The 26,603-nt window shown below is 51.4% G+C and carries 24 protein-coding genes and 3 pseudogenes; 14 read left to right on the forward strand and 13 right to left on the reverse strand.

Features of this window, described 5'->3' with window-relative positions:
• The first annotated feature begins 328 nt into the window (after positions 1 to 328).
• Both exoX and ETV65_RS13520 read left to right on the forward strand, forming a co-directional pair.
• Positions 329 to 991 (forward strand): exodeoxyribonuclease X, encoded by a 663-nt coding sequence (gene exoX / locus ETV65_RS13515; protein ID WP_129953347.1) that lies wholly within the window; start codon positions 329 to 331, stop codon positions 989 to 991.
• A 162-nt stretch (positions 992 to 1,153) separates the two neighbouring features.
• Positions 1,154 to 2,227, forward strand: coding sequence for a hypothetical protein (locus ETV65_RS13520; RefSeq protein WP_129953348.1), 1,074 nt, complete (start codon positions 1,154 to 1,156; stop codon positions 2,225 to 2,227).
• A gap of 78 nt (positions 2,228 to 2,305) precedes the next feature.
• Here the strand turns inward: ETV65_RS13520 and ETV65_RS13525 are convergent, their stop codons facing one another.
• The gene (locus ETV65_RS13525) at positions 2,306 to 3,214 is read right to left on the reverse strand and encodes a LysR family transcriptional regulator (RefSeq protein WP_129953349.1); all 909 of its coding nucleotides are present in this window, start codon (positions 3,212 to 3,214) and stop codon (positions 2,306 to 2,308) included.
• 134 nt (positions 3,215 to 3,348) lie between these two features.
• Between ETV65_RS13525 and ETV65_RS13530 the strand changes: the two genes are divergently transcribed.
• Together ETV65_RS13530 and ETV65_RS13535 are read left to right on the forward strand one after the other, a co-directional pair.
• On the forward strand, positions 3,349 to 4,767 hold the full coding sequence (locus tag ETV65_RS13530; protein WP_129953350.1) for an MFS transporter: 1,419 nt from the start codon (positions 3,349 to 3,351) through the stop codon (positions 4,765 to 4,767).
• 30 nt (positions 4,768 to 4,797) lie between these two features.
• Positions 4,798 to 5,037, forward strand: a complete 240-nt coding sequence (locus ETV65_RS13535) for a DUF1272 domain-containing protein (protein ID WP_129953351.1) — start codon at positions 4,798 to 4,800, stop codon at positions 5,035 to 5,037.
• Positions 5,038 to 5,043: 6 nt separating this feature from the next.
• Here ETV65_RS13535 and ETV65_RS13540 read toward each other — a convergent pair whose 3' ends face one another.
• Positions 5,044 to 5,424 (reverse strand): DUF4440 domain-containing protein, encoded by a 381-nt coding sequence (locus ETV65_RS13540; protein WP_129953352.1) that lies wholly within the window; start codon positions 5,422 to 5,424, stop codon positions 5,044 to 5,046.
• 137 nt (positions 5,425 to 5,561) lie between these two features.
• Here ETV65_RS13540 and ETV65_RS13545 point away from each other — a divergent pair, with 137 nt between their 5' ends.
• Positions 5,562 to 6,206, forward strand: a complete 645-nt coding sequence (locus tag ETV65_RS13545) for a hypothetical protein (RefSeq protein ID WP_129953353.1) — start codon at positions 5,562 to 5,564, stop codon at positions 6,204 to 6,206.
• Between the two features lie 6 nt (positions 6,207 to 6,212).
• Here ETV65_RS13545 and ETV65_RS13550 read toward each other — a convergent pair whose 3' ends face one another.
• Positions 6,213 to 6,575 carry a DUF596 domain-containing protein gene (locus tag ETV65_RS13550; RefSeq protein WP_129953354.1) on the reverse strand — a complete coding sequence of 121 codons (363 nt, stop codon included), beginning with the start codon at positions 6,573 to 6,575 and terminating at the stop codon, positions 6,213 to 6,215.
• 214 nt (positions 6,576 to 6,789) lie between these two features.
• Between ETV65_RS13550 and ETV65_RS13555 the strand changes: the two genes are divergently transcribed.
• Together ETV65_RS13555 and ETV65_RS13560 are read left to right on the forward strand one after the other, a co-directional pair.
• Positions 6,790 to 7,248: an acyltransferase gene (locus ETV65_RS13555; RefSeq protein ID WP_129953355.1), complete on the forward strand. Its 459-nt coding sequence runs from the start codon at positions 6,790 to 6,792 to the stop codon at positions 7,246 to 7,248.
• A gap of 8 nt (positions 7,249 to 7,256) precedes the next feature.
• Positions 7,257 to 7,418 carry an SH3 domain-containing protein gene (locus tag ETV65_RS13560; protein ID WP_240782853.1) on the forward strand — a complete coding sequence of 54 codons (162 nt, stop codon included), beginning with the start codon at positions 7,257 to 7,259 and terminating at the stop codon, positions 7,416 to 7,418.
• A 79-nt stretch (positions 7,419 to 7,497) separates the two neighbouring features.
• Here ETV65_RS13560 and ETV65_RS13565 read toward each other — a convergent pair whose 3' ends face one another.
• Complete coding sequence (locus ETV65_RS13565) at positions 7,498 to 9,897, reverse strand: glucose/quinate/shikimate family membrane-bound PQQ-dependent dehydrogenase (RefSeq protein WP_129953356.1); 2,400 nt, start codon at positions 9,895 to 9,897, stop codon at positions 7,498 to 7,500.
• A 199-nt stretch (positions 9,898 to 10,096) separates the two neighbouring features.
• Entirely contained in the window at positions 10,097 to 12,250 is a 2,154-nt protein-coding gene (gene pqqU, locus ETV65_RS13570; RefSeq protein WP_129953357.1) for a TonB-dependent receptor PqqU, read from the reverse strand.
• Between the two features lie 787 nt (positions 12,251 to 13,037).
• Here pqqU and ETV65_RS13575 point away from each other — a divergent pair.
• Positions 13,038 to 13,796 carry an alpha/beta hydrolase gene (locus ETV65_RS13575; protein WP_129953358.1) on the forward strand — a complete coding sequence of 253 codons (759 nt, stop codon included), beginning with the start codon at positions 13,038 to 13,040 and terminating at the stop codon, positions 13,794 to 13,796.
• A gap of 19 nt (positions 13,797 to 13,815) precedes the next feature.
• Here the strand turns inward: ETV65_RS13575 and ETV65_RS13580 are convergent, their stop codons facing one another.
• From ETV65_RS13580 to rhaS (ETV65_RS13595), 4 genes are all read right to left on the reverse strand, one after another.
• The gene (locus tag ETV65_RS13580; protein ID WP_129953359.1) at positions 13,816 to 14,892 is read right to left on the reverse strand and encodes a hypothetical protein; all 1,077 of its coding nucleotides are present in this window, start codon (positions 14,890 to 14,892) and stop codon (positions 13,816 to 13,818) included.
• Between the two features lie 140 nt (positions 14,893 to 15,032).
• The gene (locus ETV65_RS13585) at positions 15,033 to 15,614 is read right to left on the reverse strand and encodes an LUD domain-containing protein (RefSeq protein WP_129953360.1); all 582 of its coding nucleotides are present in this window, start codon (positions 15,612 to 15,614) and stop codon (positions 15,033 to 15,035) included.
• A gap of 72 nt (positions 15,615 to 15,686) precedes the next feature.
• Positions 15,687 to 17,126 carry an aldehyde dehydrogenase gene (gene aldA / locus ETV65_RS13590; protein ID WP_129953361.1) on the reverse strand — a complete coding sequence of 480 codons (1,440 nt, stop codon included), beginning with the start codon at positions 17,124 to 17,126 and terminating at the stop codon, positions 15,687 to 15,689.
• Positions 17,127 to 17,313: 187 nt separating this feature from the next.
• Positions 17,314 to 18,132 carry an HTH-type transcriptional activator RhaS gene (rhaS, locus tag ETV65_RS13595; protein WP_129953362.1) on the reverse strand — a complete coding sequence of 273 codons (819 nt, stop codon included), beginning with the start codon at positions 18,130 to 18,132 and terminating at the stop codon, positions 17,314 to 17,316.
• Between the two features lie 391 nt (positions 18,133 to 18,523).
• Between rhaS (ETV65_RS13595) and rhaS (ETV65_RS13600) the strand changes: the two genes are divergently transcribed.
• From rhaS (ETV65_RS13600) to ETV65_RS13615, 4 genes are all read left to right on the forward strand, one after another.
• Positions 18,524 to 19,516: a rhamnose ABC transporter substrate-binding protein gene (gene rhaS, locus ETV65_RS13600; RefSeq protein ID WP_129953363.1), complete on the forward strand. Its 993-nt coding sequence runs from the start codon at positions 18,524 to 18,526 to the stop codon at positions 19,514 to 19,516.
• Between the two features lie 68 nt (positions 19,517 to 19,584).
• Complete coding sequence (locus ETV65_RS13605; RefSeq protein WP_129953364.1) at positions 19,585 to 21,099, forward strand: sugar ABC transporter ATP-binding protein; 1,515 nt, start codon at positions 19,585 to 19,587, stop codon at positions 21,097 to 21,099.
• Entirely contained in the window at positions 21,096 to 22,109 is a 1,014-nt protein-coding gene (locus ETV65_RS13610; RefSeq protein ID WP_129953365.1) for an ABC transporter permease, read from the forward strand. The genes ETV65_RS13605 and ETV65_RS13610 overlap by 4 nt, the downstream gene beginning before the upstream one ends.
• Positions 22,110 to 22,165: 56 nt before the next feature.
• Positions 22,166 to 23,128 (forward strand): ABC transporter permease, encoded by a 963-nt coding sequence (locus ETV65_RS13615; protein WP_129953731.1) that lies wholly within the window; start codon positions 22,166 to 22,168, stop codon positions 23,126 to 23,128.
• A 192-nt stretch (positions 23,129 to 23,320) separates the two neighbouring features.
• On the opposite strand, the pseudogene ETV65_RS25180 reads toward ETV65_RS13615, so the two are convergent.
• Positions 23,321 to 23,428 (reverse strand): annotated as a pseudogene (locus tag ETV65_RS25180) (Fic family protein); the annotation flags it as partial.
• An 82-nt stretch (positions 23,429 to 23,510) separates the two neighbouring features.
• Between ETV65_RS25180 and panE the strand changes: the two are divergent.
• Together panE and ETV65_RS13630 are read left to right on the forward strand one after the other, a co-directional pair.
• Positions 23,511 to 24,434: a 2-dehydropantoate 2-reductase gene (gene panE, locus ETV65_RS13625; protein WP_129953366.1), complete on the forward strand. Its 924-nt coding sequence runs from the start codon at positions 23,511 to 23,513 to the stop codon at positions 24,432 to 24,434.
• 301 nt (positions 24,435 to 24,735) lie between these two features.
• A pseudogene (locus ETV65_RS13630) lies at positions 24,736 to 24,906 on the forward strand (type VI secretion system tube protein Hcp); the annotation flags it as partial.
• Between the two features lie 21 nt (positions 24,907 to 24,927).
• Here the strand turns inward: ETV65_RS13630 and ETV65_RS13635 are convergent.
• The 3 genes and pseudogenes from ETV65_RS13635 to cybB form a co-directional block, all read right to left on the reverse strand.
• A complete protein-coding gene (locus tag ETV65_RS13635) occupies positions 24,928 to 25,272 on the reverse strand; it encodes a DUF1493 family protein (RefSeq protein ID WP_129953367.1) in 345 nt (114 codons plus the stop codon).
• A pseudogene (locus tag ETV65_RS13640) lies at positions 25,257 to 25,717 on the reverse strand (STM2901 family protein). Before ETV65_RS13640 ends, ETV65_RS13635 begins: the two are co-directional and overlap by 16 nt.
• A 161-nt stretch (positions 25,718 to 25,878) precedes the next feature.
• Complete coding sequence (cybB, locus tag ETV65_RS13645; protein ID WP_129953368.1) at positions 25,879 to 26,412, reverse strand: cytochrome b561; 534 nt, start codon at positions 26,410 to 26,412, stop codon at positions 25,879 to 25,881.
• Positions 26,413 to 26,603: the final 191 nt, after the last annotated feature.

A 26,603-nucleotide genomic window follows, 5' to 3' on the forward strand; every position in this document is an offset into this window, starting at 1 on the left:
TCATTGAGCAGCGTGAGCGCACTCACCCTGCTTTAAAATCGCAATCCAACAATAATAAAATGGTGTTTCATTATCGAAGTTAGCCACTTTACGGACGCATTTCCACGGCTAAAAGCCGAAAATTTCCGGGTAAGTTTGGGCATATGCACGGGAGACTGTGAGCATTTTCACGAAAGTAAGGTAAAATGTGATCTGTACAGGAAATAGTCGGATGGGGTGTAGGGGAATATCCCGGTCTTCACTTTGTGAGGAGAAAAGTGGGCACAATGAAGCCAATCCGTTAGGCTAGTGTTTTTAGAAAGTGCTTGGTGAACAGCCGGAGTGGGATATGTTGCGCGTTATTGATACCGAAACTTGTGGATTACAAGGCGGCGTCGTGGAGGTGGCCTCGGTCGATATTGAAGACGGAAAAATCGTCAACCCGATGAGTGATCTGGTGAGGCCCGACCGTCCTATCAGCCATCAGGCGATGGCCATCCACAAAATTACCGAGGCCATGGTGGCCGATAAACCGTGGATTGAGGAGATCATTCCACGTTATCACGGCAGCCAATATTATGTGGCCCACAACGCCAGTTTTGACCAACGCATGTTGCCTGAAATGCAGGGCGACTGGATCTGCACCGTGAAACTGGCGCGCCGTTTATGGCCGGGAATTAAATACAGCAACATGGCGCTCTACAAATCTCTCAAGTTGCAAGTGGCAACGCCTGCGGATCTGCATCATCACCGCGCGCTGTTTGACTGCTACATCACCGCCGCGTTACTTATCCGCATCATGGATGAATCAGGCTGGACACCGGAAGAAATGGTGACCATTACCGGGCGCCCTGCTTTAGTCAGCACCATGATGTTCGGCAAATATCGCGGCAGGAAAATTGCCGAAATCGCCGAAGACGACCCGATGTATTTGCGCTGGATGCTGAATAACATCAAAGAACTCACCCCTGATTTACGCATGACACTAAAGCATTATCTGGAAGGGCAATAACCTCTGAATTTATGATATTTCCCGGCATCTGCTCACGGCCGGTTACCCGAACCTGAGGTAGCCGGTTGATAGCGGTCAAAACCGCCGCTGAACGATTGAATTTAGCAAATTCTGCCGTAAACCTTAACCCGGCACAAACTATAGAGGGAGTTAATCCGTTCAATGCAAAAATCCAAAGAATCGCTTTTAACTTTAGCTTTTCGTTTGCAAGTCATTCTTATTTATCTTTCTGTTTTAGTCATAACACCGAAAAATAATTATTTATTCAATATCATTGCAATAACAGGTGTTCTGGCTTGTTTAGCTTATCTTTTTTGGGAAAAAATTTCAGGACCTAAGATCCGGGCGTTATTTACCAGAAAGTTTGTTAAAAAACAGCCACGGAAGGCCAGGTTTTTCTATACTCAAAATGAAACAATCAGTTTATTGAGCCTCAGCTCAATGTGCTTTTTTTTCATCACTTGCGTCGTAATAAAATTTTGGCATTCAGCATCCGCGACAACGATAGGGACACTCAGTGTCGTGACGTTGTTGAACATGTACTTTTCACTTTATTATCTGATATCACATCTCGACGAAAGATATAAATTAATCATAAAATTTTCCACAAACGTTTTGAAATTTTCCTGGATATTGATTTCCACCTATTGTTATTTTCTGGCCAGAAGTATAATGATGGAGACAAGTGATATACCCTATGAGCAAACAGTCAATAAAGTCAGTGTATTAGGTTACGCCGCCCTACTCTACAGCCTCATGTTTAGCGCACTTTTTGTATTCATTACTTTACCTCTCATGTCGTTGAATCTCAAAGAAAAACGGCAGCGTTTTGGAAGGTATATTGTACCGAAGCAACAAACATCCACTATATTTCTGACATGCTTTAGTATCGGTTACATATTTTTCATTGCGTATACTGTTAACACTAACATTGTCATGAAATATGTATTCCACAGAACAATGCCTCTCGATTCGCGGACAACGTTCTATTGCAACAAACATTACATGATAATCCCAGGCAGGCCAGATGCTCTATTTATGACTGTGGGACCAGGTGATTACAGAATGGCCATACCCCGGAATTATGAATACGCCTTTTCACGACTCAAATGCACCGACACGCCCCCTTATTACATGCTTGTAGCAGTAAAAAGTGCCGAAGACCTTATGAAGGAAAGTCTTTTGTCTAAAGGGGAGGCTTTCCAAAATGATATTAAGGCTGCTGTAAAAAACTGATATTTCATCCGGGAATCTTCTGTTAACGGAAACCGGAGCATTCATGGCTGCATCCTGTTCATTGGCAGGGTAGATTTTTTATTCCTTTTTCATGCTCGCCCGGCATACACTCAGCACCAGTTGCCGCAGCCAGCGGTGCGCCGGATCAACATCTGAGCGGGGATGCCACATCTGGGAAATGGTGATTTCGCGGGTTTTTAACGGCAACTCGAAAGCATACAGCCCGTCAGGTTCGGAAATTAGAAATGAGGCGGGGATCAGCGCCACCAGATCGGAATTTCGCGCAATCGCCAGAGCGGCGGAGAAACCCGGCACCACAGCGGCAATTTTACGTGTCAGGCCAACCTCGGCCAGCGCGTCATCTACCGGGCCAAATGTGTTGTTACGGCGTGAAACGACAACGTGTCCGAACGACACATACGCCTGGGCGGTAATCCCCTTCCCTGCTGCCAGCGGGTGGTCTTTTCTGACCACCCCCATAAACCTGTCGCGGAATAACGTCTGTAAAAGAATTTCCGGCCCCATTTCGCCTAAAACGCCGATCTCAAGATCGACCCGTCCTTCCCGCAATGCATTTGAGTTTTTTTCCGGTTTGGACATAAATCGTAAACATACGGAAGGGGCAGCCTGCGCAGCGGCGCTGATCATCGCGGCACCAAACGACACCACAAAACCATCGTTGGAGCGGATCAGGAAAGTACGCTCAAGCCGGGATACGTTGAAATCAGCGGAAGAAGGCCGCAACAGGGCGCGCGCCTCAAAGGCCGCATTTTGCGTACGCTGGCGTATTTCTTCAGCATAAGGCGTCAGTACCATATTTCGCCCGGCGCGCACCAGCAGTGGATCGCCGGTGGTAGCCCGCAGGCGGCTCAATGTGCGGCTCATCGCCGACGCACTTAATCCCAAACGGCGGGCAGCACCGACGACACTTCCTTCAGTCAGGAGCACATCGAGGGCAATAAGTAAGTTCAGATCGGGTTCATTCATCCCGCCATACTAGCGCAGCGATAAAAATGAGAGAAGGCGTTTGGTGCAGGTATTTAATGCAGATGCTGCGTCTTCCGCACTTTATTACCTGCCGGTATAGTTGCAAAACTCAATATCAATAAGGCGAATGCGTAATGGAATTATTTTCCGATAAACCAGGCGATGAAGGATTACCGGGCCGCGAACGCGGATTCGCGATGGCCGCTGTGATGATCATGGCAACGATGGCAGTATTCGACGGCTCAATGGTCAACATCGCGCTGCCGCAAATCGCACGGGCACTGGATATTTCAGCAGGCGCAGCGGTGTGGGTGTCGAACGGTTATCTGCTGTCGGCGTCCATGACGCTGGCAATCTTCGCCGCGCTGGCCAGCCACATCGGCTTTCGCCGGCAGTTTGCCGCCGGGCTGACAGTATTTACCCTGTCCTCTCTGGGCTGTGTGCTGTCAACATCCCCCGATATGCTGATTATCATGCGGGTGCTTCAGGGCATCGGTGCGGCAGCCACACTGAGTATCGGCCCGGCGATTTTCCGTTCCGTGTTCCCCAACCGTCTGCTCGGGCGAATACTGGGGCTGAATGCCCTGATAATTGCCACCAGCACCGCCGTCGCGCCGGTTCTGGGCGGCACAATACTTTCCGCGATGAGCTGGCAATGGCTGTTCGCCATTAATATCCCACTCGGCATTATTGCCGTCGTTATTGCGCTGCGCGTGGTGCCATCAAATCCGTCCGGCACGCCACAGCCGTTTGATACGGCGGGTGCAATTTTATCGGCGGTGGCCCTGGGCGCGCTGATTATGGCCGCTGAATCCTTTGCGCGTCCGGGAAATGACGAACTTGCTACCGCCATAACCTATGGCCTGACAGCGATCATCACAGGCGTGGCCTTTGTCTGGCGTCAGCGCCGCGCGCCGAAACCGCTGCTGCCGCTCGGCATGTTTGCCTCTGCACGGTTCACGCTGGCGGCGTTTACCTCTTTGGCCTCTTTCGTCAGCCAGGGGATTACTTTTGTCGCGCTGCCGTTCCTGTTCCAGAGCGTGTACGGTTACAGCGCCTTTGTTTCCGCATTGCTTTTCACGCCCTGGCCGCTGGGGATCATTCTGGCGGCACCGCATGCAGGACGCCTCGCCGACCGCTATCCCGCAGCCATTATTTCTACTGTGGGTCTGGCAGTATTTGCGGTGGGGTTATTGTTACTTGCGCAACTCCCCGCACATCCACAGGTCTGGGATATCGGTCTGAGAAGCTTTATCTGCGGACTGGGCTTCGGCTGTTTCCAGAGCCCGAATAACCGTGAAATGCTTTCCAATGCGTCGCGGGAAAACAGCGGTTATGCCTCCGGCGTACTGGCCATTATGCGCACCTTCGGCCAGTGTCTCGGTGCCGCCTGCGTCGGCGTTATCCTGACAATTTATTCAGCCAGGAGTGTGTTGCAGGAAGCCCAGGCAGTACAGGTCAGTTTATGGGTGGCGGTGATGGCAACCGTTCTGGCAAGTGTGATCAGCATCAGCCGCTTGCGAAATGCTGCCGGTCACCCGCAGAATGGCTGAACGTAAATATACTGTTGAAGGATAAATTCTATGCTGGAACTGAGACCTAACTGTGAGTGTTGTAACACCGACCTGCTGCCTTCCGCCGACGCAAGGATTTGCTCATTCGAATGCACATTCTGTGTATCCTGTGCCGAAGACAAACTTCACGGGATATGCCCCAACTGCGGCGGAGAACTGGTTGCCCGTCCGCGCAGACCGGCGAACAAACTGGCAAATAATCCGGCCTCCACCACGCGGGTCTTTAAGCCTGAGGGCTGTGCTTCTTAGTGAACGTTATCCGCACGCCAGCGTTTCAGCTGCTGGCGTGCCCTGATGAAAAATCATCTGCCAGCCAGTTCCTCCGGCATTCGTCCAGCAAGATGCGCGTAACGTGTAACGGCGGTTTTCGTTGCCTCTGTTCAGAAAGGTTTTATACGTCAGGATCACACAACTTTCATTAAGCGTCTGTAGCTGAAAACCCTCTGCTTCAAGCCTTAAATCCTGCGTTTCAGCAGTCAGCGCCGCCACTGTTTGTTGCCGGTCAACCATCACCCCCGAACGCGTGATTTCCCTGAAATCCGGATGCAAAACCTTTTCCAGCCATAATTTGTCTTTCCGCCGGACACCATGGAGACTGCATTCCAGTGCCTTAATTTCATCCAAAACAACGGTCATCGGTCTTCTCCTTACTTCAGGATATATATAAACGCGTCTGTTTCCTGAAACTGAACTAAAGTTATCCTTCTCCTGCTACTCCCGCCGCATAGAGGGAGTTAAAGAATTCCATGACATTATTATTAAAAAGGATTTTTATGCCCCGCACCACTTCTCTGGTTTCGTTATCTGCGCTGATCGCCTCGGTTTTTCTGCTCACCGGCTGTCCGCCTCCACCTGATTTAACCCAGTGGCAGCGCCCTGGCAGCACCATAGATGACGCGCGTGTTGCGATGGGACAATGTGGCGTTCCGCTGCCGGGACCGGAACCTGATTTTACCGCTAATGAAACGGTGCTGTATTACCAGTGCATGGAGGGGAAAGGCTTTACCTATAAGCATGATTTTCATATCTGTGATGTCCACAAAAGCACACCGGCGTGCATTGAAAAACAACAGGGACATCCGCTCAGCCAGAAACAACTTGATGCTTTGCCTTTTCTTGCTGATAAAGGATTTTATCCGATTAAACCGGGTTCAGGCGTCGTAGAATCCCAGCGAATCAGCTGGCGTAAAGCGGGCGCTTCGTTGCATTTTTCACATGAACTTGAAAATGATCGCCTCGCCATCAGCGTCATGTACGAATGTGGTTACCCGGAACCTCTGGGCTCCCGCCCTTTCGAGCCGACGCTAATGCAGGCTGCAAAAATCCAGCAATGCATGTTAGACAGAGATTTCGAGCCGAAAGATAAACTCATGCTGGTTTGCCGCAATTATCCGCAAGTGACAAGCTGCCGGAAATAGCGAAACCTATGTCCAGATTTCCCTGCCATCGGGCATGATCCAGACAATTCCTGCCGGTGATCGGGCTAAAAACCAGTAACCGGTATCATCGAGATCGTCAAATTCATCCTCTGAATTCTCCCGGGGCCACGCGTCTTTTAACTGCTGTAATTGCCAGGCATGGGTTCCGCTAAGAAATTCACCGTTACAAGCCAGTCTGATTTCCCCTTCATTCATCAATCTTTCCAGCAAGGTAAAAAACACCTCAACCCGAAAGGCATCGTTGTCAGGAATGTGCGCGCATTCGACACTGATATGTTGCCAAACGGCCCCCATTGAAAGCCCGCAGGCACTTTCTGAAACAGCATCACAGACTGTTTTAATTTCCATTACCAGAGCCTTTATTATTCAAATAATTTGGATATTAACAGCAAAACACTCCGCTATTCATCCTGCGGCCAGGGTCCATACCTGTCATAACGCGTTTTCCTTGCTATTTTATGATGAACAATACTTCCCAATATCTAAAAACTAAAGACTCATCGGTCTATCACCCGCAATATTCATCGAAATTGTTCGGGTAACTTCAGACAGGAGAAATAAAATGCATTACGCCTCACGCAACGTGCAAATCCGTAATATAAAAGCAGGCCAGAATGTGGTGATTTACGAACCCGCTAATGTGTATGACTGCACTTTGCATGACGACGTTTTTGTCGGACCCTTTGTGGAAATTCAGGCCAACACCAGCATCGGACGGGGGACAAAAATCCAGTCGCATACCTTTATTTGTGAATATGTCACTGTCGGGGAAAACTGCTTTATCGGCCACGGTGTGATGTTTGCTAATGATATGTTTAAAACCGGCAGGCCTGATGCGGAACGAAACTCATGGGCCAGAATTCACGTGGGTAACGATGTTTCCATTGGCAGCGGTGCGACCATTCTGGGCGTCACAATCTGCGATGGTACAGTGATTGGTGCAGGAAGCGTAGTGACGAAAGACATCACGGTGAAAGGCGTTTACGCGGGAAATCCGGCACGGTGGTTGCGGGCGTTGTAGCTCGTCTGGTGGCAATTTGCACTGAAAAATATACGGCATATGAATTATCGGTTGTTCCGGGGGAAATCCTCACGCTGGAGAAAAAGCTCAATGGCTGGTTCTGGGCATGTAAAAAATCCGGGGAATCAGGCTGGGTGCCTGAAGAAAACGTAAGGAACATCATCGCGTGAAGGCTAAAGTTACCCGCGCGGTCGTGACAAAAAAGGCCGCTTTCGCGGCCTTTCAAATTTCAGATCTTATGACACCTGATTACTTAGCGTCAGCATCTGGCAGTGCGTAAGCGATGATGTAATCGCCCAGTTTGGTGCCGAACGAACCGTGACCGCCTGCTGCGATAACAACGTACTGTTTGCCATTCACAGAGTAAGTCATCGGGGTCGCCTGGCCGCCTGCTGGCAGACGTGCTTCCCACAGTTTGTCACCGTTGCTCATGTTGAACGCGCGCAGGTAGTTGTCTGCAGTTGCCGCGATGAAGAACACGTTACCGGCGGTAGAAACCGGTGCGCCCAGCATTGGCATACCCATTTTGAACGGCAGCGGTAATGGTGAGCTGTCGCGCACGGTACCGATACGTTTTTTCCACACGATATCGTTGGTTTTCAGGTCAACACCGGAAATGTAACCCCATGCAGGCTGTTTACATGGGAAGCCCAGCGGAGACAGGAACGGATTCAGCGTCACGCCAAATGGCACGCCGTACTGCGGCTGAATACCCGTCTCGGTACCGGAACCGCCTTTATCGTTCGCATCTGGCTCGATAGGGTTGCCCGGACCGCGTGGGATCAGTTTAGACACGAATGGCAACGCAATCGGGTTAGCGATAGCCACCTGACGATCTGTATCCACAGAAATACCGCCCCACTCGAACATACCGAGGTTACCCGGGAATACCAGGGTGCCCTGCTCGGATGGCGGTGTGAAGGTGCCTTCATAACGCAGTTTGTGGAAGATCACACGACACATCAGCTGGTCGTAGATCGTCGCACCCCACATGTCTTTGCCAGTCAGCTTAGCTTCAGGACGGAAGGTCAGTTTCGAGAATGGCTGAGTCGGAGACACATGGTCACCTTTCGCTGCACCTTGCGGAACAGGTTTCTCAGGGGCATCGACAATCAGTTTACCGTCACGGCGGTCCAGCACGAAGATGTTACCGGTTTTGGTCGGGACATAAATCGCAGGAACTTTGTTGCCGTTCTTGTCAGTAATATCAGCCAGAGTTGGCTGCGCCGGAACATCCATATCCCACAAGTCGTGGTGAACAGTCTGATAGAACCAGGCCAGTTTACCGGTGGTCGCATTCAGCGCCAGCAGGCCGCTCGCATAACGTTCCATCTCCGGTGTGCGGTTACCGCCCCAGATATCCGGCGTTGCCACGCCAATTGGCAGGTAAACCAGATCCAGTTTGTCATCATAAGCCGCAGGTGCCCATGAGTTCGGGGAGTTTGGTGTGAAATGCTGGCCATCAGCCGGCAATTTATTCGGTTCAGCAGCACCCGGATCGAAAGCCCACAGCAGTTTACCGGTTTCAACATCAAAGCCACGGATCACGCCGGAAGGCTCGCGGTTTGAGTAGTTATCGGTCACCGCACCGGCCACGATAATCACTGATTTGGTGATGATTGGCGGTGAAGTTGGCTCATAGTGGCCTGGTGTCGCATAAGGCATGTTGCCTTGCAGGTTCAGTTCACCATTGTTACCAAATGCCGGGCAACGTGCGCCGGTTTCGGCATCCAGCGCGAACAGACGACCATCGTTGACAGGCAGAATGATACGACGGGAACAGACAGCAGGCGCGGCGCCGTTAGTCGCGTTACCTTCTGCTGCTGGCGTGGTCTCATGGTAAGACACACCGCGACAGGTGACGTGCTGGAAGGTTGGGTTTGGTTTCAGCTCAGGATCGAACTTCCATTTCTCCTTACCCGTCGCGGCATCCAGAGCAAACAGCTTCTGGTGCGGTGTACACAGGTAAAGCATGTCGCCGATTTTGATTGGCGTCACTTCGTCAGTGATTTCGCCCGGATCGTTCGGGGTCTTCAGATCACCGGTACGGAAAGTCCAGGCTACATCAAGCTTGCTGACGTTTTTATCATTGATCTGGCTCAGTGGCGAGTAACGGGTACCGCCCTGAGTACGACCATACGCCGGCCAGTCGCCATCCGGAATGCCGGAATCAGATTTTGCCGGAGCAGAATCCGCCGCTTTGAGGGTGCCGTTAATAACCTGCGGGTCGTTGAAGATGGAGTAACCCAGCACAATAACCGTGAACAGCAGAGAAACGGCCAGCGCGCCACGGGCGAAGCCATTCTTCGCCAGCATCTGGTTATATACGACAGGCAACAGGATCCACAGCCCCAGGAAGAAGGTGACGTCCAGACGCGGCGTCAGTGCCCAGAAATCGGTGCCCACTTCCCATACAGCCCAGACAGTGGTGCCGAACAGGAAGATTGCATAGAGCAATAATGCAGACGAGCGGCGGCGGTAGAGCAGCCACGCAGTCACCAGCGAAATAACACCGGCGATAATGTAATAAAGAGAACCCCCTAATTTTGCCAGCCAGATACCGCCGACAAGAAGATAAATCCCGCTTAACGCGGCGAACAAAGCGGTAATTATGACGACGATGCGTGATAACGAGGCTTTCGTTTCCATAGTTGATGACCTTACTGATTTTTTATAATCGTCGATTCAGGGACGACCTGAATCTTCAAGAACATCCGGTTCTCACCGGGTGTCATTCCTTGCAGGTGCTGCCTGCGTCAGGAATTGCAGGTAACAGGCAACACTGCGTGGTTCGTGTTGTTACTGACTGAACGTTCTTACTGTTCGTAAAACGCTTGCGGACTGTAAATTATTCGAAACTATAAGAAAGCGTAGCGCCGCCACCGTAATTCCTGCCAGGCGCAGGTTCGTAATAACGCCCATTGCCTTCATTGACGATCACAGAACCGACATAATTTCTGTCAAACAGATTGTCGACGCGGGTAAACAGATCAAGCGTCACGTTACTCCAGTTGAAGCGGTACCCCGCATTCACGCTGGCGACGGTATAAGCCGGTGCCTGTTCACTGTTTTCGTCGTTCACTTCGATGTCGCTCATGTAGCGCACATCGGCACCCGCATGCCAACCTTCCGGCGGCGCCCACTCAAGGGAAGCGTAGCCCATGTTGCGCGCAATTCCAGGCAGACGGTTGCCTGCGGGTGTGCAATCGCCCGCACCACAGGTCTCGTTGCGGAAGGTCGCATCGAGTAGCGTCCAGGCCATTTTCACGCGCCAGTTCTCTTCAATTTGCTGATCTAACGACAATTCCAGACCACGGCGACGGGTCTTACCCGCGTTGGTGTAGCTCGAACGTCCACCGACACTTTTTGCCACAATCAGCTCATCATCGGTATCAGTCTGAAATACGGCTGCGGTCACTAAACCGTTACCCACGCGCCATTTGCTGCCCAGCTCCACGGTGTTACTGGTGGAAGGCTCCAGCCCCAGATTCAGGCCAGACTGGCCGTCACTACGGTAAGACAGTTCATTAATGGTCGGCGTTTCAAAACCACGACCGGCAGAAATATAGGTGTTCAGTGCCGGCGTTACGGCATAGTTCAGGGACGCCATCGGCAGCAGTTTATGATAACGGCGCGAACCGCTGTCATCAGGATTGCGGCCGGTAATGTAATAATCCTGCGAGTCGAAACTGACCGTGCTGTAACGCGCACCGGCATCCAGCGTCCAGCGCGATGTCAGGTTCCACGTGGTTTGCAGATAAGGATCGAGGTTCCACATGACGTTCTTTTCGTTACGACGCTCGTCACCTTTTACGCCCAGATCGCCTTCGCTGTTGAAATTTTCATAACCGAAACGACGTTCAGTCATGGTTTCATAATCCAGACCGCCGGTGACCGAGAACGGCACAGAACCTAGTTGATCGTCATGTTTCCAGCGGGTATCCACACCCGAATATTTACGTTCTAGAACAATCACCCCGCCCGCGTTCAGCGGATTTTTCTGCGATGCCGCAGGAATCGTCTGGTATTGCGTTGTGTGACGCTCGCCGTGATAGGTCATCAGGCTGAACTCGTCGTTTTCGCTCATCTGTCGCTGATAGCGTAATCCGACCTGGGTCTGATCCAGACTCTTACGGGCATTGTACTGATCGGCGCGTTTAGCCTGCTTCGGGTCATCGTGCCATTCAGATTCTGTCAGGCCGCCCGGATCATTGGCATCTACGGACACGCTGTTAAACATCAGCGTCAGGGTACTGGCATCATCAATACGCACGCCCAGTTTGCCATTGCCGAGATTTTTCTGCGTACCACTGTGGTCGCGGTAACCGTCAGTGGTGAAACGGGAACCGGAAATCAGATAATTCACATCACCGGCATGCGTGCCGTCTCCGGTTGCGCCGCTGGCTTTAATGCTGTTACGAAACGATCCATAGCTGCCGAAATACGTACCCGCTTCCAGTTTGGCAGGCTGTGAACCCGTTTGGGTATCGACATTAACCACGCCGCCTGAAGAATTGCCATACAGTGCCGAAAACGGCCCGCGCAACACTTCAACGCGGTCTACGGAATTGAGATCAATATTAGACGTTTGCCCCTGTCCGTCCGGCATGGTGGCCGGAATACCATCAACGTAAATACGCACGCCGCGCACGCCATACATGGAACGGCTACCGAATCCGCGAACAGAAAGTTGCAAATCCTGTGCATAGTTCTGGCGGTTTTGAACCTGTAAACCGGGGACGCTGCCGAGACTTTCAGAAAGATTGACCTGGGCTTTGCTGTTTCTGAAATCGTCGCCATCAATGACGCTGACCGCAGCCGGCGTATCGAGTTCGGAGAGTTTCCCGGTACTTTCACGCTTGATGACCATCAGTGTTGATGAACCGGAACTGTCACCGGCATCCTCTTTCGGTAACGCCGTCGAAGACTGGGCATAACTGACAGATACCGGGTTAAAAAATGACAGAAACGTGATGATAAAAGCAGAGGTTTTGGTGTTCACTTTATGATTTCTTTTGTTTTACGTTAAAAGGTTGAGTCAAAAAAATACGACGCATCTCTCAATTTTGGACATAAGAAGTAGACATAAATCGACCAATCTGATTGAGAGCCGTGAAGGGGCTCACTATAGATTTTTTCTTCCTGTTAGTACATACGCAACTTTACAAATATAACTTTTTAACAAAATACCGCACGCAGTGTACATCTGGGCCCGATTTCACATTCCATCTCCGCGCAAAATACGGGGTTTTATTCGCCTGTACCCGTTTTTATTACCACAAAAAATAAGAATCTGCTTTCATTCGAAAAATCGCCCTACCCTCGCCTGTTATTTATCCGCGCCCCGGTGGTAACGATTACATAATATATAACCACTTGATTATTATCATATCTGTGAAAAACGAAAAAGACACCAGACACGTATTTATCAGAGAAGACTTTCAGTGGGCTAATTCCGCTTCGTCTTTCGAAACCCACGCGAAAATGCAGGCTACAGAATAAATATAGACCATTCTTTTAAGACGGCGACATATTCATCGCCGTTTTTTCAGACGATCCGTTTCGCATAATGAAACCCGACCTCTTTACAAAACATATAAAATGGAAAATTCCCGCCACGCCTAAAATACCCGCAAATAATGCCGGGGAAACGTTTTCACAGCGCCTGCGGGGCCTGCGGCTTTATGACGTTTTTGTCATCCGCACGTCACTCCCCTGTCAGAGCACCGCGCTCAAAGTGGCCTCACACACTGAGTTTCATTTCTGATCACAGTAAAAGAGGTCATGCCATGCGTTTACGTTTAGTTTCAACATTGTTGTTTGCCGCCACAGCGGCGTTCGGTTCTCAGGCAGCCAACGCTGCGCCGGTGAAAAATATTGTGCTGGTTCACGGCGCGTTTGTCGGCGGTTCAGGCTGGCGTCCGGTGTACGACATCCTGACGCATGACGGCTATAAAGTGACACTGGTGCAGGAGCCATTGACGTCTTTCCCGGATGACGTCGCCGCCACCAAACGTATTCTGGACAGGCAAAACGGTCCGGCGATCCTGGTCGGTCACAGCTACGGCGGCGCTATCATTACGGAAGCAGGGAATGATCCGCACGTCGCGGGGCTGGTTTACATCGCAGCACATGCGCTGGATAACGGTGAAACGGAAGCGATTAACGGCAAGAAATACCCGAACTCTGCGCATCCGTTTGTGAAAACGCCAGACGGTTTCCTGTACATCAATCCGGCCAATTTCCCGTCTGATTTCGCCGCAGACCTGCCGCGCAAACAGGCTGAATTTGAAGCGCAGGCACAGATGCTGACGTCCGCCAGCGTATTCACGGCAAACATTCCTGATCCGGCATGGAAAGTGAAACCAAGCTGGTACATGGTGGCGAAGTCCGACAAGATCATTAATCCTGATTTAGAACGTATGTACGCCAAACGCGCGCACAGCCACACCGTCGAAATCGCAGGTGCCAGCCATTCGGTTTATGAATCACATCCAAAAGAAGTGGCCGCACTGATTGAGCAGGCGGCAACAGGGGCGGTGAAGTAAAGGCAGGAAACGTGCTCCTCTACGCCCTGCGGGTAAACGCGATCATCAGGGATAGGGCATAGACCACACAGCCCAGAAATGCAGCGGGGGCGAGGCTGTCAAACAGATGTCCGGGTTGGGCATCTGAATACAATACCAGTGCCACGACGGAAATTCCCATCATGGCACCCGGTACGTGGATCCAGCGGGTCAGGCGTTCCTTTTGCGCCTTGTAGGCGGCAAATTCCTGATTTGTCCGGTCAAGCGCGTCGCTGAGACGCTCACAGTCTTCTTCGTTGTCACGCAAACGCTCGGCCAGACAGCTGTTTTCCTCTTCCAGTTCCGCGATTTGCTTCTTCAGTTTTGCCTTTTCGTTTTTCGCACTCTGCCCTTCATACTCTTCGAGTTTCAGGCTGGCACGAAGCTGTGTGATTTTACGGTTCGCCTCAGCCGTCAGTTCTTTCTGTTGCCCGAGCAGGGCGTAATTCCCGTCGGCACGACGGTTAGCAGCGTGGCGTTTATCCTCTTCTTCACGCATCTGGCGTTCCGACTCGGTTTCCAGCTGGCTTAAACGCTGTTGCAGCGTATCGCGCGCTGCCGCCATCGCAGCCATCTGACTGCCGGTATAAGCAATCAGCCGGTTTGCGGCGTCCAGTTCTGCGGAGGTGGAATTGCCAGTCGCCCGCTGGCGTGAGCGCAACAAGGTCAGTTCATCGGCGTGCTGCTTTTTCTGTATATCGGCCTGGCGCAGCAGTTCGCTGATTCGCGTATTAAGACGTGATAATTCCCCTTTCATCCGCTCAACGTCTTCTGTATTGCCGCCATGTGTTTGGTTGCGTGCAACGGCCAGTTCATGCGTCAGGCTGCGGACCTGTTTTTCCAGTGAAAGGAGTTTTTCGAGCGTGACGGCGGTGTCTTTGTAAACAGTTTTTACTTTTGTTTTCTCTGACTCGGCGCGGCTGAAACTGACGCCTCTGAGTGCGCTCTCTACTTCACGGGCAATGGTCATTTTATCCATGGCCTTCATACGGTTGCACGCGCTGGCCAGGAAAGTGGCCGCTTCGTTGCCGTTACCGGTTCCAAATGCTTGTTTGATAAGGCTCTGTATCACGCTCATGGTTAACGCACTCACTTGCCGTAAAAGTCAGGACACGCCCGTTGTGCACCTGTTTACTCATTGTATCAGATAGGATTTATTTTATTTACAGGAGTTATTTTACGCGAGGTGAGTACAGCAGGATCCGTGGATTTTCTGACTTAAATCGCGATCACCCGCAGGCTTTTGACACCTTTCGCGCCGAGCATCAGCGCACTTTCGCTGTCGGCCATCGCCGCCGGGCCGGTGACCAGGATCGCGTAGCGGGCGTTGAATGGCTGCGGCTGGCGGTGGGCAAGGTGCAGGTGTTCGATGATGTGATTAATGTCGAGCAGCACCACCAGATTTTTAGCCATCGCACTGAGGGAATTCACACAAAGTTGCGGATCACTGAGAAATACAGCGCCGGTTTCTGCGACACCAAAACAGGCGCGGACCACGCCGACATCGACATCTTTCAGCGATGCGGCCTGCATCCGGGCGTCAAGATTCCTCTCTGCGATAATCTCCGGCGTAGCGGAACAAAACAGAGAATCTGCCGGATATAACCCGCGCAGATAGGCGTTGAGGGTCATATAACCGTGTGGCGACGTCCGCAGGAAAGTGTCATCCCAAATCCCCCCCATCAGGGTCAGCGCACGTCCAAAATCTTCTGACGGAGTAGATTTTTCAGCGGGCGACGGGAACAGCGTTTGCATAAATTTATGCTGACGAATGCCGGTCAGGAAATCATTGCGGCTCACGGGGTTTCCTTGTCAGATGAAAGTCAGCCAGCCGGAGAGAGAGGTTACCCTGCTCCGGCCACAGTGTGTTCATTAATGGAACTGCAGGTATGCAACATGTGTTTGCAGATATTCCTGCAAACCGTGTTTTCCGTCGGCGCCACCGACACCTGACTTACGCCAGCCCGCGTGGAAGCCCTGCATGGCTTCGAAGTTTTCGCGGTTGATGTACGTTTCGCCAAATTTCAGCTGCTTAAGCGCCTTCATCGCCGTATTGATGTTGCTGGTGTAAATCGATGACGTCAGCCCGTATTCACTGTCGTTTGCCATGGCAATCGCCTCATCCAGCGTTTTGAACGTGGCAACCGGCAGTACAGGGCCAAACACTTCTTCATGCATAATCGGCATATCCTGCTTTACATCCACCAGCACTGTCGGCTGATAGAAGAAACCTTTATCACCATGACGCTTTCCACCCAGCAATACTTTTGCGCCCTGTGACACGGCTTTCGCCACTTTTTCTTCCACACGCTGCAATGCTGCACCGCTGATCAATGGCCCCATATCCAGCTCTTTTTGCTCAGCGGTATTGCCGAAGGTGACTTTCTTCATCGCTTCGCTGATGCGGGAAATAAATTCGTCATACACCCCTTCCTGCACGTAAACGCGTTCCGCGCAGTTACACACCTGCCCGGTATTGATGACGCGCGAACTGACGATGGCTTTCACCGCCAGATCCAAGTCTGCGTCATTCATTACGATAGCCGGGGCTTTGCCGCCCAGTTCCAGCGAGACTTTGGTGACATTCTGCGCCGCTGCGGTCATGGTGGCGATGCCTGCTGCTACGCTGCCGGTCAGGCTGACCATGCCGACTTTCGGATTCGCCGCCAGTTCCTGCCCGACTGTCGGACCGTAGCCGGTGACAATATTCAGCACACCTTTTGGCAGACCAATTTTGTGAATAATTTCCGCGAAGATCACCGCATTGTTTGGCGTGATTTCACTCGGTTTGATCACGATGGTGTTACCCGTGATCAGCGCCGGTGCTGCTTTACGGGCGATCAGGAAGAACGGGAAGTTCCACGGCAAAATACCGGTGGTCACGCCGATGGCTTTGCGGAACACAAAGATGTTTTCATTTGGCCGGTCGCTCTGAATGATTTCCCCTTCATAGCGACGGGCCCATTCCGCCATGTAGTCAAGATAATCGGCGGTGAACAGCACTTCGGTTTGCGCCAGGCCGTAGGTTTTACCGCCCTCCGCAATAATGGTTTCAGTCAGTTCGGCTTCGCGCTCACGGATACCGTCGGCGATTTTATGCAGCCATACGCCGCGTTCTACTGCAGGCAAGGCTTCCCAGCCCGGTTGCGCCGCTTCGGCCGCATCAATGGCTTTTTTAGCATCTTCAGCCGACCCTTCGGGGATCTGCGAAATCACGTGTTCTGTCGCCGGATTCACAACGTCAATCCATTTACCGCCCGTGTTTTCGACGAACTCGCCGTTGATGTACATACGTTTCTGAACTGTGCTCATGTAGCGTCTCCAAATACGGATAGAGGTGATGAACGAATTGTTAATAAAAAAGCTCTTTTTTGTGAAGTTTTAACAGCCTGTTCTATCCGGGGAGTCATTACCTTTCCGTGGTTGCCATTTAATTTTGAGAAATGGCAAAAATGTCATGGTCGGACTGACTGACATAACATTTTTGCAAATTACGGGGCTACTGGCGCACACTTCGGGGGGCATAACCAAATTCGCGTTTAAACAATGTGGAGAAATAATTGCTATCACAGAAACCGCAGTTGTGCGCAATCTCGGTTATCGGGCTGTCGCTGAAACGCAGCATGTTACGCGCATTGAGCAGACGCAGGCGGTTGAGGTAATTGAGCGGTGTGCAGCCGGTTTGCTGTTTCATCTGGCGATGCAAGGTGCGCAGCGACATTGAGAACCGCGCAGCCAGTTCAGGCCAGTCGACGTCCTCGTTGTAATGCTCATTCAACCAGTCCAGCAGATTGTTCAGATCACCGCCCTGCCCGCGATAACCCACCTCACGGCTGCCTTTGCGCAGTAACAATAACAGCTGCATAAAATATAATTCCTGCTGCGCCTGCGATTGCGGAGATTGCATAGCAGGGGATCGCGCCAGCAAATCAATCAGCATTTTAGCCTGGATTATCTGATTCGGACTGATGCGCCAGTGCGCAGGATAGACCCCGTCCACTTCCTGCGGCAGTAAATCACCGACGCCGTTGAGAAAACGAAACGCATTCGGGCTGCGATACAGCACGTTGGTCAGATGCAGGTGGTCGGTATCTTCATAGAGATGATGGTCGCAGTGGCGTACAAAACACACACTGCCCGAACTCAGGATCAGCGGCTGATCATTAAAAACGTGCGTGCCGGTGCCATGCTCAACCAGCACAATTTCATTGAAATCCTGATGATGATGTTCAGGAAAGGTTTCCTGCGGATAACGGGGTTCAATAGCGACCGGGAAATCTCCTGAGAGAAAATACTCACTACTGCGTAACACGGTCATTTCCGACTCCTTATTAACATTATCGTAATATCTTAGTCGGCGCCGGAGTGTCCATCGGGTTGAAACTGTGATCCGCCAGCCGCTTTTGAACAAAACATTCCCTTCCTTATTAAATCCTTTGCAATCCGGCACCCTGCGTAGCTTTATGCCCAATTTCAGTGCGGTTTTCTAAGACCGGTAATGTGTGTTTTTCTGACCGTTTGGCATGACCGAAACAAGATTGTTATCAAATTGTGAGGTTGTTCGCTTAAACCTTTGCATCTTTGCCATAGTTCGCGCTGAACTGGCACTCGCGGAAAGGTGAGCCTGTCAGCAACCTCCTAGAGTCGTGATCATGCGCCTGGCGCGTCGGCAATTTTTTAGTCGTTAAACTTTATGCGGAGTACAAACAATGAAATTAAAACACGTACTGAGCCTCACCCTGATGGCGGGCAGTATTCTGCTGGCAGGCGCGGCATCGGCAGAAGTGAAAATTGCACTGGTGGCAAAGTCGCTGGGCAACGGTTTTTTTGAAGCAGCAAACGTCGGCGCTCAGCAGGCTGCCAAAGAACTGGGTGATGTAAAAGTAATCTATACCGGCCCGACAACGACCACCGCCGAAGCGCAAATCGAAGTGCTAAATGGCCTGATTGCGCAGGGCGTCGACGCCATCGCCGTCTCGGCCAATGACCCCGATGCACTGGTGCCGGTGCTGAAAAAAGCCATGCAGCGCGGCATTAAAGTGGTGTCCTGGGATTCCGGTGTCGCCAAAGATGGCCGCCAGATCCATCTCAATCCCTCCAACAATGCATTGATTGGTGAAACCAACGTCAAACTGGCTGCCGACGCGCTGAAAGCGCTGAATGTGGAGAAAGGTGATGTCGCGATCCTGAGCGCAACCCCTACCTCCACCAACCAGAATCTGTGGATTGCGGAAATGAAAAAAGTGCTGCCGAAATACCCTTCGGTGAATCTGGTGACCGTCGCTTATGGTGATGATTTGTCAGATAAAAGCTACCGCGAAACCATTGGTCTGTTGAAATCCTATCCGGATCTGAAAGTGATTATTTCCCCTTCATCCGTGGGTATCGTGGCAGCGGCGCAGGCGGTCAAAGATCAGGGCAAAATCGGTAAGGTTTACGTTACAGGACTCGGGCTGCCGTCTGAAATGGCAGGCGCAGTGAAATCCGGTGCAACGAAAAGTTTTGCCATCTGGAACCCGATAGATCTGGGTTACGCCGCTACCTATCTGGCTGATGATTTGGTGAAAGGCACCGCCACTAAGACGGAAGCCAGCATGGGCCGTTTAGGTAAAGTGAAACTTGATGCAGACGGCAGCGGTGCAATGGCTGAACCTTTTGTCTACGACGCCAGTAATATCGATAAATTCTCTAAAATCTTCTGATCCTGAACGCGGCTGGCCGGATTACCGGTCAGCCGTTTTGTTGTACTTAGTCAGACTGGGGAAACAACATGAGTGATTCAGCGACACCGCTGTTGTCATTGCAGGGCATCAGCAAAGTCTTTCCGGGTGTCAGGGCGTTAAATAACGTTCACGTGGATTTGTATCCGGGTAAAGTAACCGCCCTGATTGGCGAAAACGGCGCGGGAAAATCAACGCTGGTGAAAGTCATGACCGGCATTTATCAGCCGGAGGAAGGGGAGTTGCACTATAAAGCTATTCCGATAAAACTGCCGAATCCCGAATCCGCCCACAAAGTTGGCATCACCGCTATCCATCAGGAAACCGTACTGTTTGACGAACTTTCTGTCACCGAGAATATCTTTGTCGGCCACTATCTTTATCACGGCATTTTCAAGCGTCTGAACTGGCAGGCGATGCATCAGCAGGCGCGTGATATCCTGACGCGACTTGAAGTGAATATTGACCCTCACGCTATCCTCAAAGAACTGAGTATCGCGCAACGCCACATGGTGGCGATCGCCCGCGCACTGTCGTTTGATGCCCAGGTGGTGATTCTCGACGAACCCACCGCCGCCCTTTCTCAGCATGAAATTATTGAGTTTTATCAGATTGTCGAACGCCTGAAACATGAGGGTAAAGCTATTTTGTTTATCTCACACAAGTTCGACGAGATTTTCACCCTCTCCGATTACTACACCGTTTTGCGCGATGGCAGCTATGTCGGCTCCGGCAAAATCAGTGACATCAGCGAGCAGCAGATGGTGACCATGATGGTGGGCCGTGAAGTCAGTCAGGCATACCCGAAAGTGAACTGCGAGCCTGGGGAAACCGTGCTTGAAGTGCAAAACCTGAGCCATCCGACCGAATTTGCGGGCATTAATTTCTCGCTGCGCAAAGGCGAAATCCTCGGCTTTTACGGGCTGGTGGGGGCGGGACGTACCGAGCTGATGCAGGCGCTATTTGGTGTCACACAGCCAAACGGCGGAAAAATCCTCATCAACGGCAAAGAACAGCATTTCTCCCGCCCGTCGCAGGCCATCCGCGCCGGGATTGTGTACGTGCCGGAAGAAAGGCAGAAACAGGGAGCGATCATTGATTTGCCGATCAGCCAGAATATCAGTTTGCCGCAACTCAGCCAGCTTAATCCGCGCGGCGTCCTCAATGATAAAAAAGAGTGGGCGCTGGCCGATGATTACGCCAGACGGTTGCAGGTGAAAGCGTCCAGCTGGAAACAGGCCGTGGGCACGCTGTCCGGCGGTAATCAGCAAAAGGTGGTCATCGCGAAATGGCTGGCGACCAAACCGGATATCATCATTCTCGATGAGCCAACAAAGGGCATTGATATCGGATCGAAAGCGGCGGTACATCAGTTTATGTCTGAGCTGGTCGGGCGCGGGCTGGCGGTAATTATGGTGTCTTCCGAATTACCGGAAGTCATGGGCATGGCCGATCGCATTATCGTCATGCATGAAGGGCTGATGGTCGCAGAATTCAATGCCGGCGAAGCCACCGCAGAAAGGATTGTCAGCGCGGCCAGCGGCGCGGGCGAGGAGGCAGCATGATCAGAAACCTGCTGAAATATCGCGAGCTGTTGCTGGCGGTGGTGATAGTGCTGATGGTGCTCAGCGTCGGCGCGCGTTCGCCGGAGTTTGTCGGTGCCGGAAACCTGCTTGAGATGTTTAACGACACCTCGATTTTAATCATCCTCGCGCTCGGGCAGATGATGGTGCTGCTGACCAAAGGTATCGATTTATCGATGGCCGCCAATCTGGCGCTGACCGGCATGATTGTCGCACTGATTAACTTCCACCATCCGGATATCCCGGTGTGGTCACTGGTGTTACTGGCCACTGTTCTGGGACTGGTGATGGGCGCGATTAATGGTCTGCTGGTGTGGAAAGTCGGTATTCCGCCGATTGTGGTAACGCTCGGAACCATGAGCATTTATCGCGGCATTATCTTTCTGCTCTCCAACGGTGGCTGGATCAACGCTCACCAGATGAGCCCTGACTTTCTCAGTCTGCCACGCACCACCTTTATCGGCCTGCCGCTACTGGGCTGGTGTGCGATTGCCGCACTGATTCTGGTGGCATACTTTCTGCGTTACAGCCGTACCGGACGTGCGCTATACACAGCTGGCGGCAATGCCACCGCAGCGTATTACACCGGCATCAACGCGGGCAAAATGCAATTCGTCAGCTTCTGTCTCTCCGGTGCGCTGGCGGGTTTCTGCGGCTATCTGTGGATCTCACGCTTTGCCGTGGCTTACGTGGATGTCGCCAACGGTTTTGAATTACAAATTGTCGCGGCATGCGTTATTGGCGGAATCAGCACCATGGGGGGTATCGGTTCGGTGATCGGTTGCCTGCTGGGCGCACTATTCCTCGGCGTCATCAACAATGCCCTGCCGGTGATTGAAGTGTCGCCGTTCTGGCAGATGGCGATTTCCGGCGGCGTGATTGTGATTGCCGTCATCCTCAATGAACGTGCCAATAAACGTAAAGGACGGCTGATTCTGCGCCACTCGCCTGCCGTCCGGCCTGTGCGAACTGAAACCGGGGTAAGCTCATGAACAAAACCTTAACGTCACGCAACACGCCACATTCCGCCTCCGGCGAAAAAACCACCATGGCCGTCACGCCGTTTTTCCGCCGCCTGATGGGCTGGGAAGGTTTTTTACTGCTGGTGACGCTGCTGGTGTTTGTGGTGAATGCGTTCGCTTCACCCTATTTCCTCAATATATGGAACCTGTCGGACGCAACATTTAACTTCACCGAAAAAGCCATCATTGTGCTCCCCATGGCGATGCTGATTATCGCCCGCGAGATCGACCTGTCGGTCGCTTCCACCATGGCACTGAGTTCCACCATCATGGGATTCTGCGCTCAGGCTGGTTTACCCACACCGGCGCTGGTGGGTGTGGGGCTCAGCGTGGGTTTATTGTGCGGGCTGATCAACGGACTGCTGGTGACACGGCTGAATCTGTCTTCTATCGTGATTACCATCGGGACCATGAGTCTGTTCCGTGGTATTACCTATGTACTGCTGGGTGATCAGTCGCTGAATAAATATCCCGCCAGTTTTGCGTGGTTTGGTCAGGGTTATGTCTGGGGGCCGTTGTCGTTTGAATTCGCGTTGTTCCTGGTACTGGGCGCGGTATTTTATTTCCTGCTGCACAAAACTAACTTTGGCCGCCGCACTTATGCAATCGGTAATAATCCGGTTGCCGCCTGGTATTCCGGTATCAACGTCAAGCGACACAACCTGACGTTGTTCGTGCTGGTGGGCGTGATGTCCGGGCTGGCGGCAGTTCTGCTGACATCGCGCCTCGGCAGTACGCGACCGACACTGGCGCTCGGCTGGGAGCTGAGCGTGATTACCATGGCTGTACTCGGTGGTGTCAGTGTACTCGGCGGTTCCGGCAGCATGACCGGCGTGATTATTGCCGCGTTCCTGATGGGACTGCTGACATTCGGCCTCAGCCTGCTGAATGTGCCGGGGATTGTGATGTCAGTGATTGTCGGTGCGATGTTGATCGTGGTGATTTCACTGCCGGTGCTTTACCGCAAGGTTCTGGCGCGGGGGAAATAACCCGGTTATATCCTCTGTTATGGCTCCCTGGCGGCGGGCGGGGAGCCACAGTATTTTCCAGGATCCTTTCTTGGTTGGCCCCGCCCTTTCAATCCGATGGCTATCCTGAAGTTGTTTACTATTACGTTCGATAGATCTGCGACTGACCATCAATTTTTCAGCCAGTATTGGAATGGTAATAAAGGCGTCTTTATGAATAAGCTGATTATCTCGATAAACGCCCACATCGCCGCTGCGCAATTGTCCGGGTGCATCAACCAGTCCCGCCATCAGCAACCGGTGTGCTTTTAATACATTATCCCCTCTTGCTTCCTGTTGCCCTCTTCCCGTAGTTTAAAACCCACTGGTTGATTTCTGAATGTCTTGAACGATGGGGAAAAAAATGCGGATTTTAGTCGTGGGCGCTGGCGCGACCGGCGGATATTTCGGGGCACGGCTGGCGCAGGCCGGGCAGGACGTGACATTTCTTTTACGTGAAAAACGTGCGCGCGCGGTACAACAGGACGGGCTCACTATCCACAGCCCGCACGGTGATTTCCATGTGCAGCCCAATGTAATACAGGCATCTCAGCTGACCGGCCCGTATGATCTGATTTTGCTGACAGTAAAAAGCTTCGGACTGGAAGCCGCAATGAAAGATATCGCACCGGTAGTGGGTGAAAATACGATGGTCATGCCGGTACTTAACGGGATGAAACATATGGAGACACTGAGTCTGCGTTTCGGTGAACATGCGTTAATCGGTGGTCTGTGCAAGATCAACGCGACGCTGGATGCTGAAGGACATATTCATCAGATGACGCCTTTGCACCAGATTATTTATGGCGAACTCTCCGGCGAAAAAACCGAACGTATTCTGAAAGTCGATCAGGCATTCCAGAGTGCGGGTATCGACGCGGTGCTTTCTGAAACCATTATCAGCGATTTGTGGGAAAAGTGGCTGCTGCTGTCGAGCTTTGGCGCGATCACCTGCACCATGCGCGGAAACATCGGCCAGGTGGCTTCTGCACCCGGCGGAACAGAGTTCGCGCAGGCTATTGTCACCGAGGCACTGACCACCATGAAAGCCTTTGGCTACGCGGAACGCGCGGCGGCCGTGGCAAAAGTCAGGGAAGCGGTCACTGATAAAAACTCGCCACAAACCTCTTCCATGTACCGCGATATGACGCAGGGATATCCGATTGAAGCCGACCAGATTATTGGTGATTTGGTCGGGCGCGCGACGCGTGTGGGGATAAATATTCCGCTGTTACAGGCGGCGTATACACACCTTTGTGTGTATCAGAAAAACCGAGAATTAAACTAATTACCATCCGCCTGTTCGCGCATTTTTTACATGCAGAACGGGCGTATTCAAAATCTGTGATTTCCCATTATTGCGCAGCATCACTCCTACGATTGCCCCCAAAATGCACCAAGAGCAGAAATGCTCAAGCTGCCACACATTGCCTTATCTATGGCGCAGACAATCTGTCATCCATTAAAACAAAAAAACCGCCATCATGTGGGGAGGTGATCAATTCTGGACTGTTTGAAAGCTCGGGGAAATGGGCGCGGGGCCGATCATGTATGACGTCAAATCTCAGTACGGGGAAAAGCGGAACCACCTGGAAGTGGTGAAGGTGATTTCCGTTTCTCCTATGATGCACGATACCCGCAACTGTCCCGGCACGGGCCATCTTGAGAGCGTTGATTTACGCTACGAGAAAATTACCTGGAAGCATAATGATGGGAACATTATATTTGCTGATTCGTGGAATGATCGCCAAACTGCATGATTAAAAAGGGGCAAAAGCCCCTTAATCATAAAGCCATTTACCCGCCTTCGCCGATTCTGCGAACATTCTTACCGTTAAGGGCTTTCTGGTCTTTTCTATGTCCTTACGCTTAACCTTAAACCAGCGAGTGAAAAACGGAAGGTTTTCCCAAGGAAAGTAGAAGGACCAATTTACAACTGACAGATCCACTTTAAAGGTTTTTTCATAGGCTTCGAGGGCATATACGAAATCATCACCCGGAGCAAAATCTTGTAGCTCTGTATCAAACTCAAGCGGCACTTCCCTTTTCAAATCGAAATCGTAGTAACCAGGTATTTCCTCGCGGAACATTAATAAGACTTTTTCTTCCATTAAAAGTACGTCCATGCAATACGATCTTCTGGACGTGCTATTAAATTATATTTTGATCTGGTTTCGGCGGCCACCTGCTGAATTAATATGACTGCCATTGCATATCCAACAAAGGGGACATATCTATCAGTGCAGCCCATTTCGTGGTTTTTCGCATAGTCAAGGTATTGAACGACTTACCAACCGGCGTCCACGCTCTAAGGCCAAAGGGCAGTTTGGCTTGCTTTAAAAGGGCCCCCGATAGCTTTGACGCTACGCTGGTTCCCGGTATTGCAGTTACCATCTTGCCCGGAACCGGAATGTAAGGCTGCCCTGTAATAATGAGAACTGTAGCCGTAGTATCCAACCCAAGGTGGTTTGATAAGCTTTCAATAAAAATTAGACCAAATAACTCTTGGTTACTCAGATTGGCATGCCCGTGATAAAAGTACGTTCCGCTCAGCTCTTCAGTCGTATCCATTTCAATATCCTTTTGATTAGAGGGGTTTTAGAATACCGCCGCTTTCATACGCAGACAATTGTTCCCTGACACCGAATCCCCTTTCTGCCCGGCGCGTCACTTTAATCACATCGTCTGACTTAACATCTCGTAACGGTTTTTCATGTCCGTCATTACGTGCGCTATTTTCTCCCCGGTAGCATCCGCACCAGTGTATTGTCACGCAGACGATAATGATGCCAGAGCGCCGCCAGAGCGTGTAAACCAATCAGGTAATAACCCGTATTGGCCAGCCACATATGCACTGTTTTAAGCTGCCTTTGCAATTCCATATCCGGGAAAACACTTTTTGGCATCATGATGTTAAACATTGTCCAGTCATGACCGGCGTAATATTTCGATAAAATACCCAATACGGGTAATCCGATAAACATCAGATAAATCACCGTGTGCGTTAGCACCGCAAGATTATGTTGCCAGCGGGGTGGCGCAGGTTTAACAGGCGGCGTGCTATACATTGCACGCACAAACACCCGTACACACATCAGAAATAATACGCAAAAACCCAGACTGTAATGCGTCAGTGTTAATAGTTCGCGTACCTGAGAGCCCCTGGCGAACGCCCCCTTGATATCCATCGTAGTATAAGTAAAAACGACTAAAACCAGCACCAGCCAGTGAATCACAATTTGCACAGAGGAGTATCGGCTACGCATAGAAGTTCCGGTAAACGAAGATACGTTAACCTTACTTCCCAAGACTTAAGCTTACATTAAGAACAATGCGGGATAGCAATGAAAGGGGAAAAAAACAGAACAGTGAAACGTTTAAGAGAGGAAATAAGAAAATAAAAACTGACAGTGAACCGCATTTCCTGCCCGGCTAAAAAGCAGGGCAGAAGAAACTC

This window comes from Rahnella sp. RFA10(1/100) (assembly GCF_004195115.1).
GTDB classification, from domain to species: Bacteria; Pseudomonadota; Gammaproteobacteria; order Enterobacterales; family Enterobacteriaceae; genus Rahnella; species Rahnella perminowiae.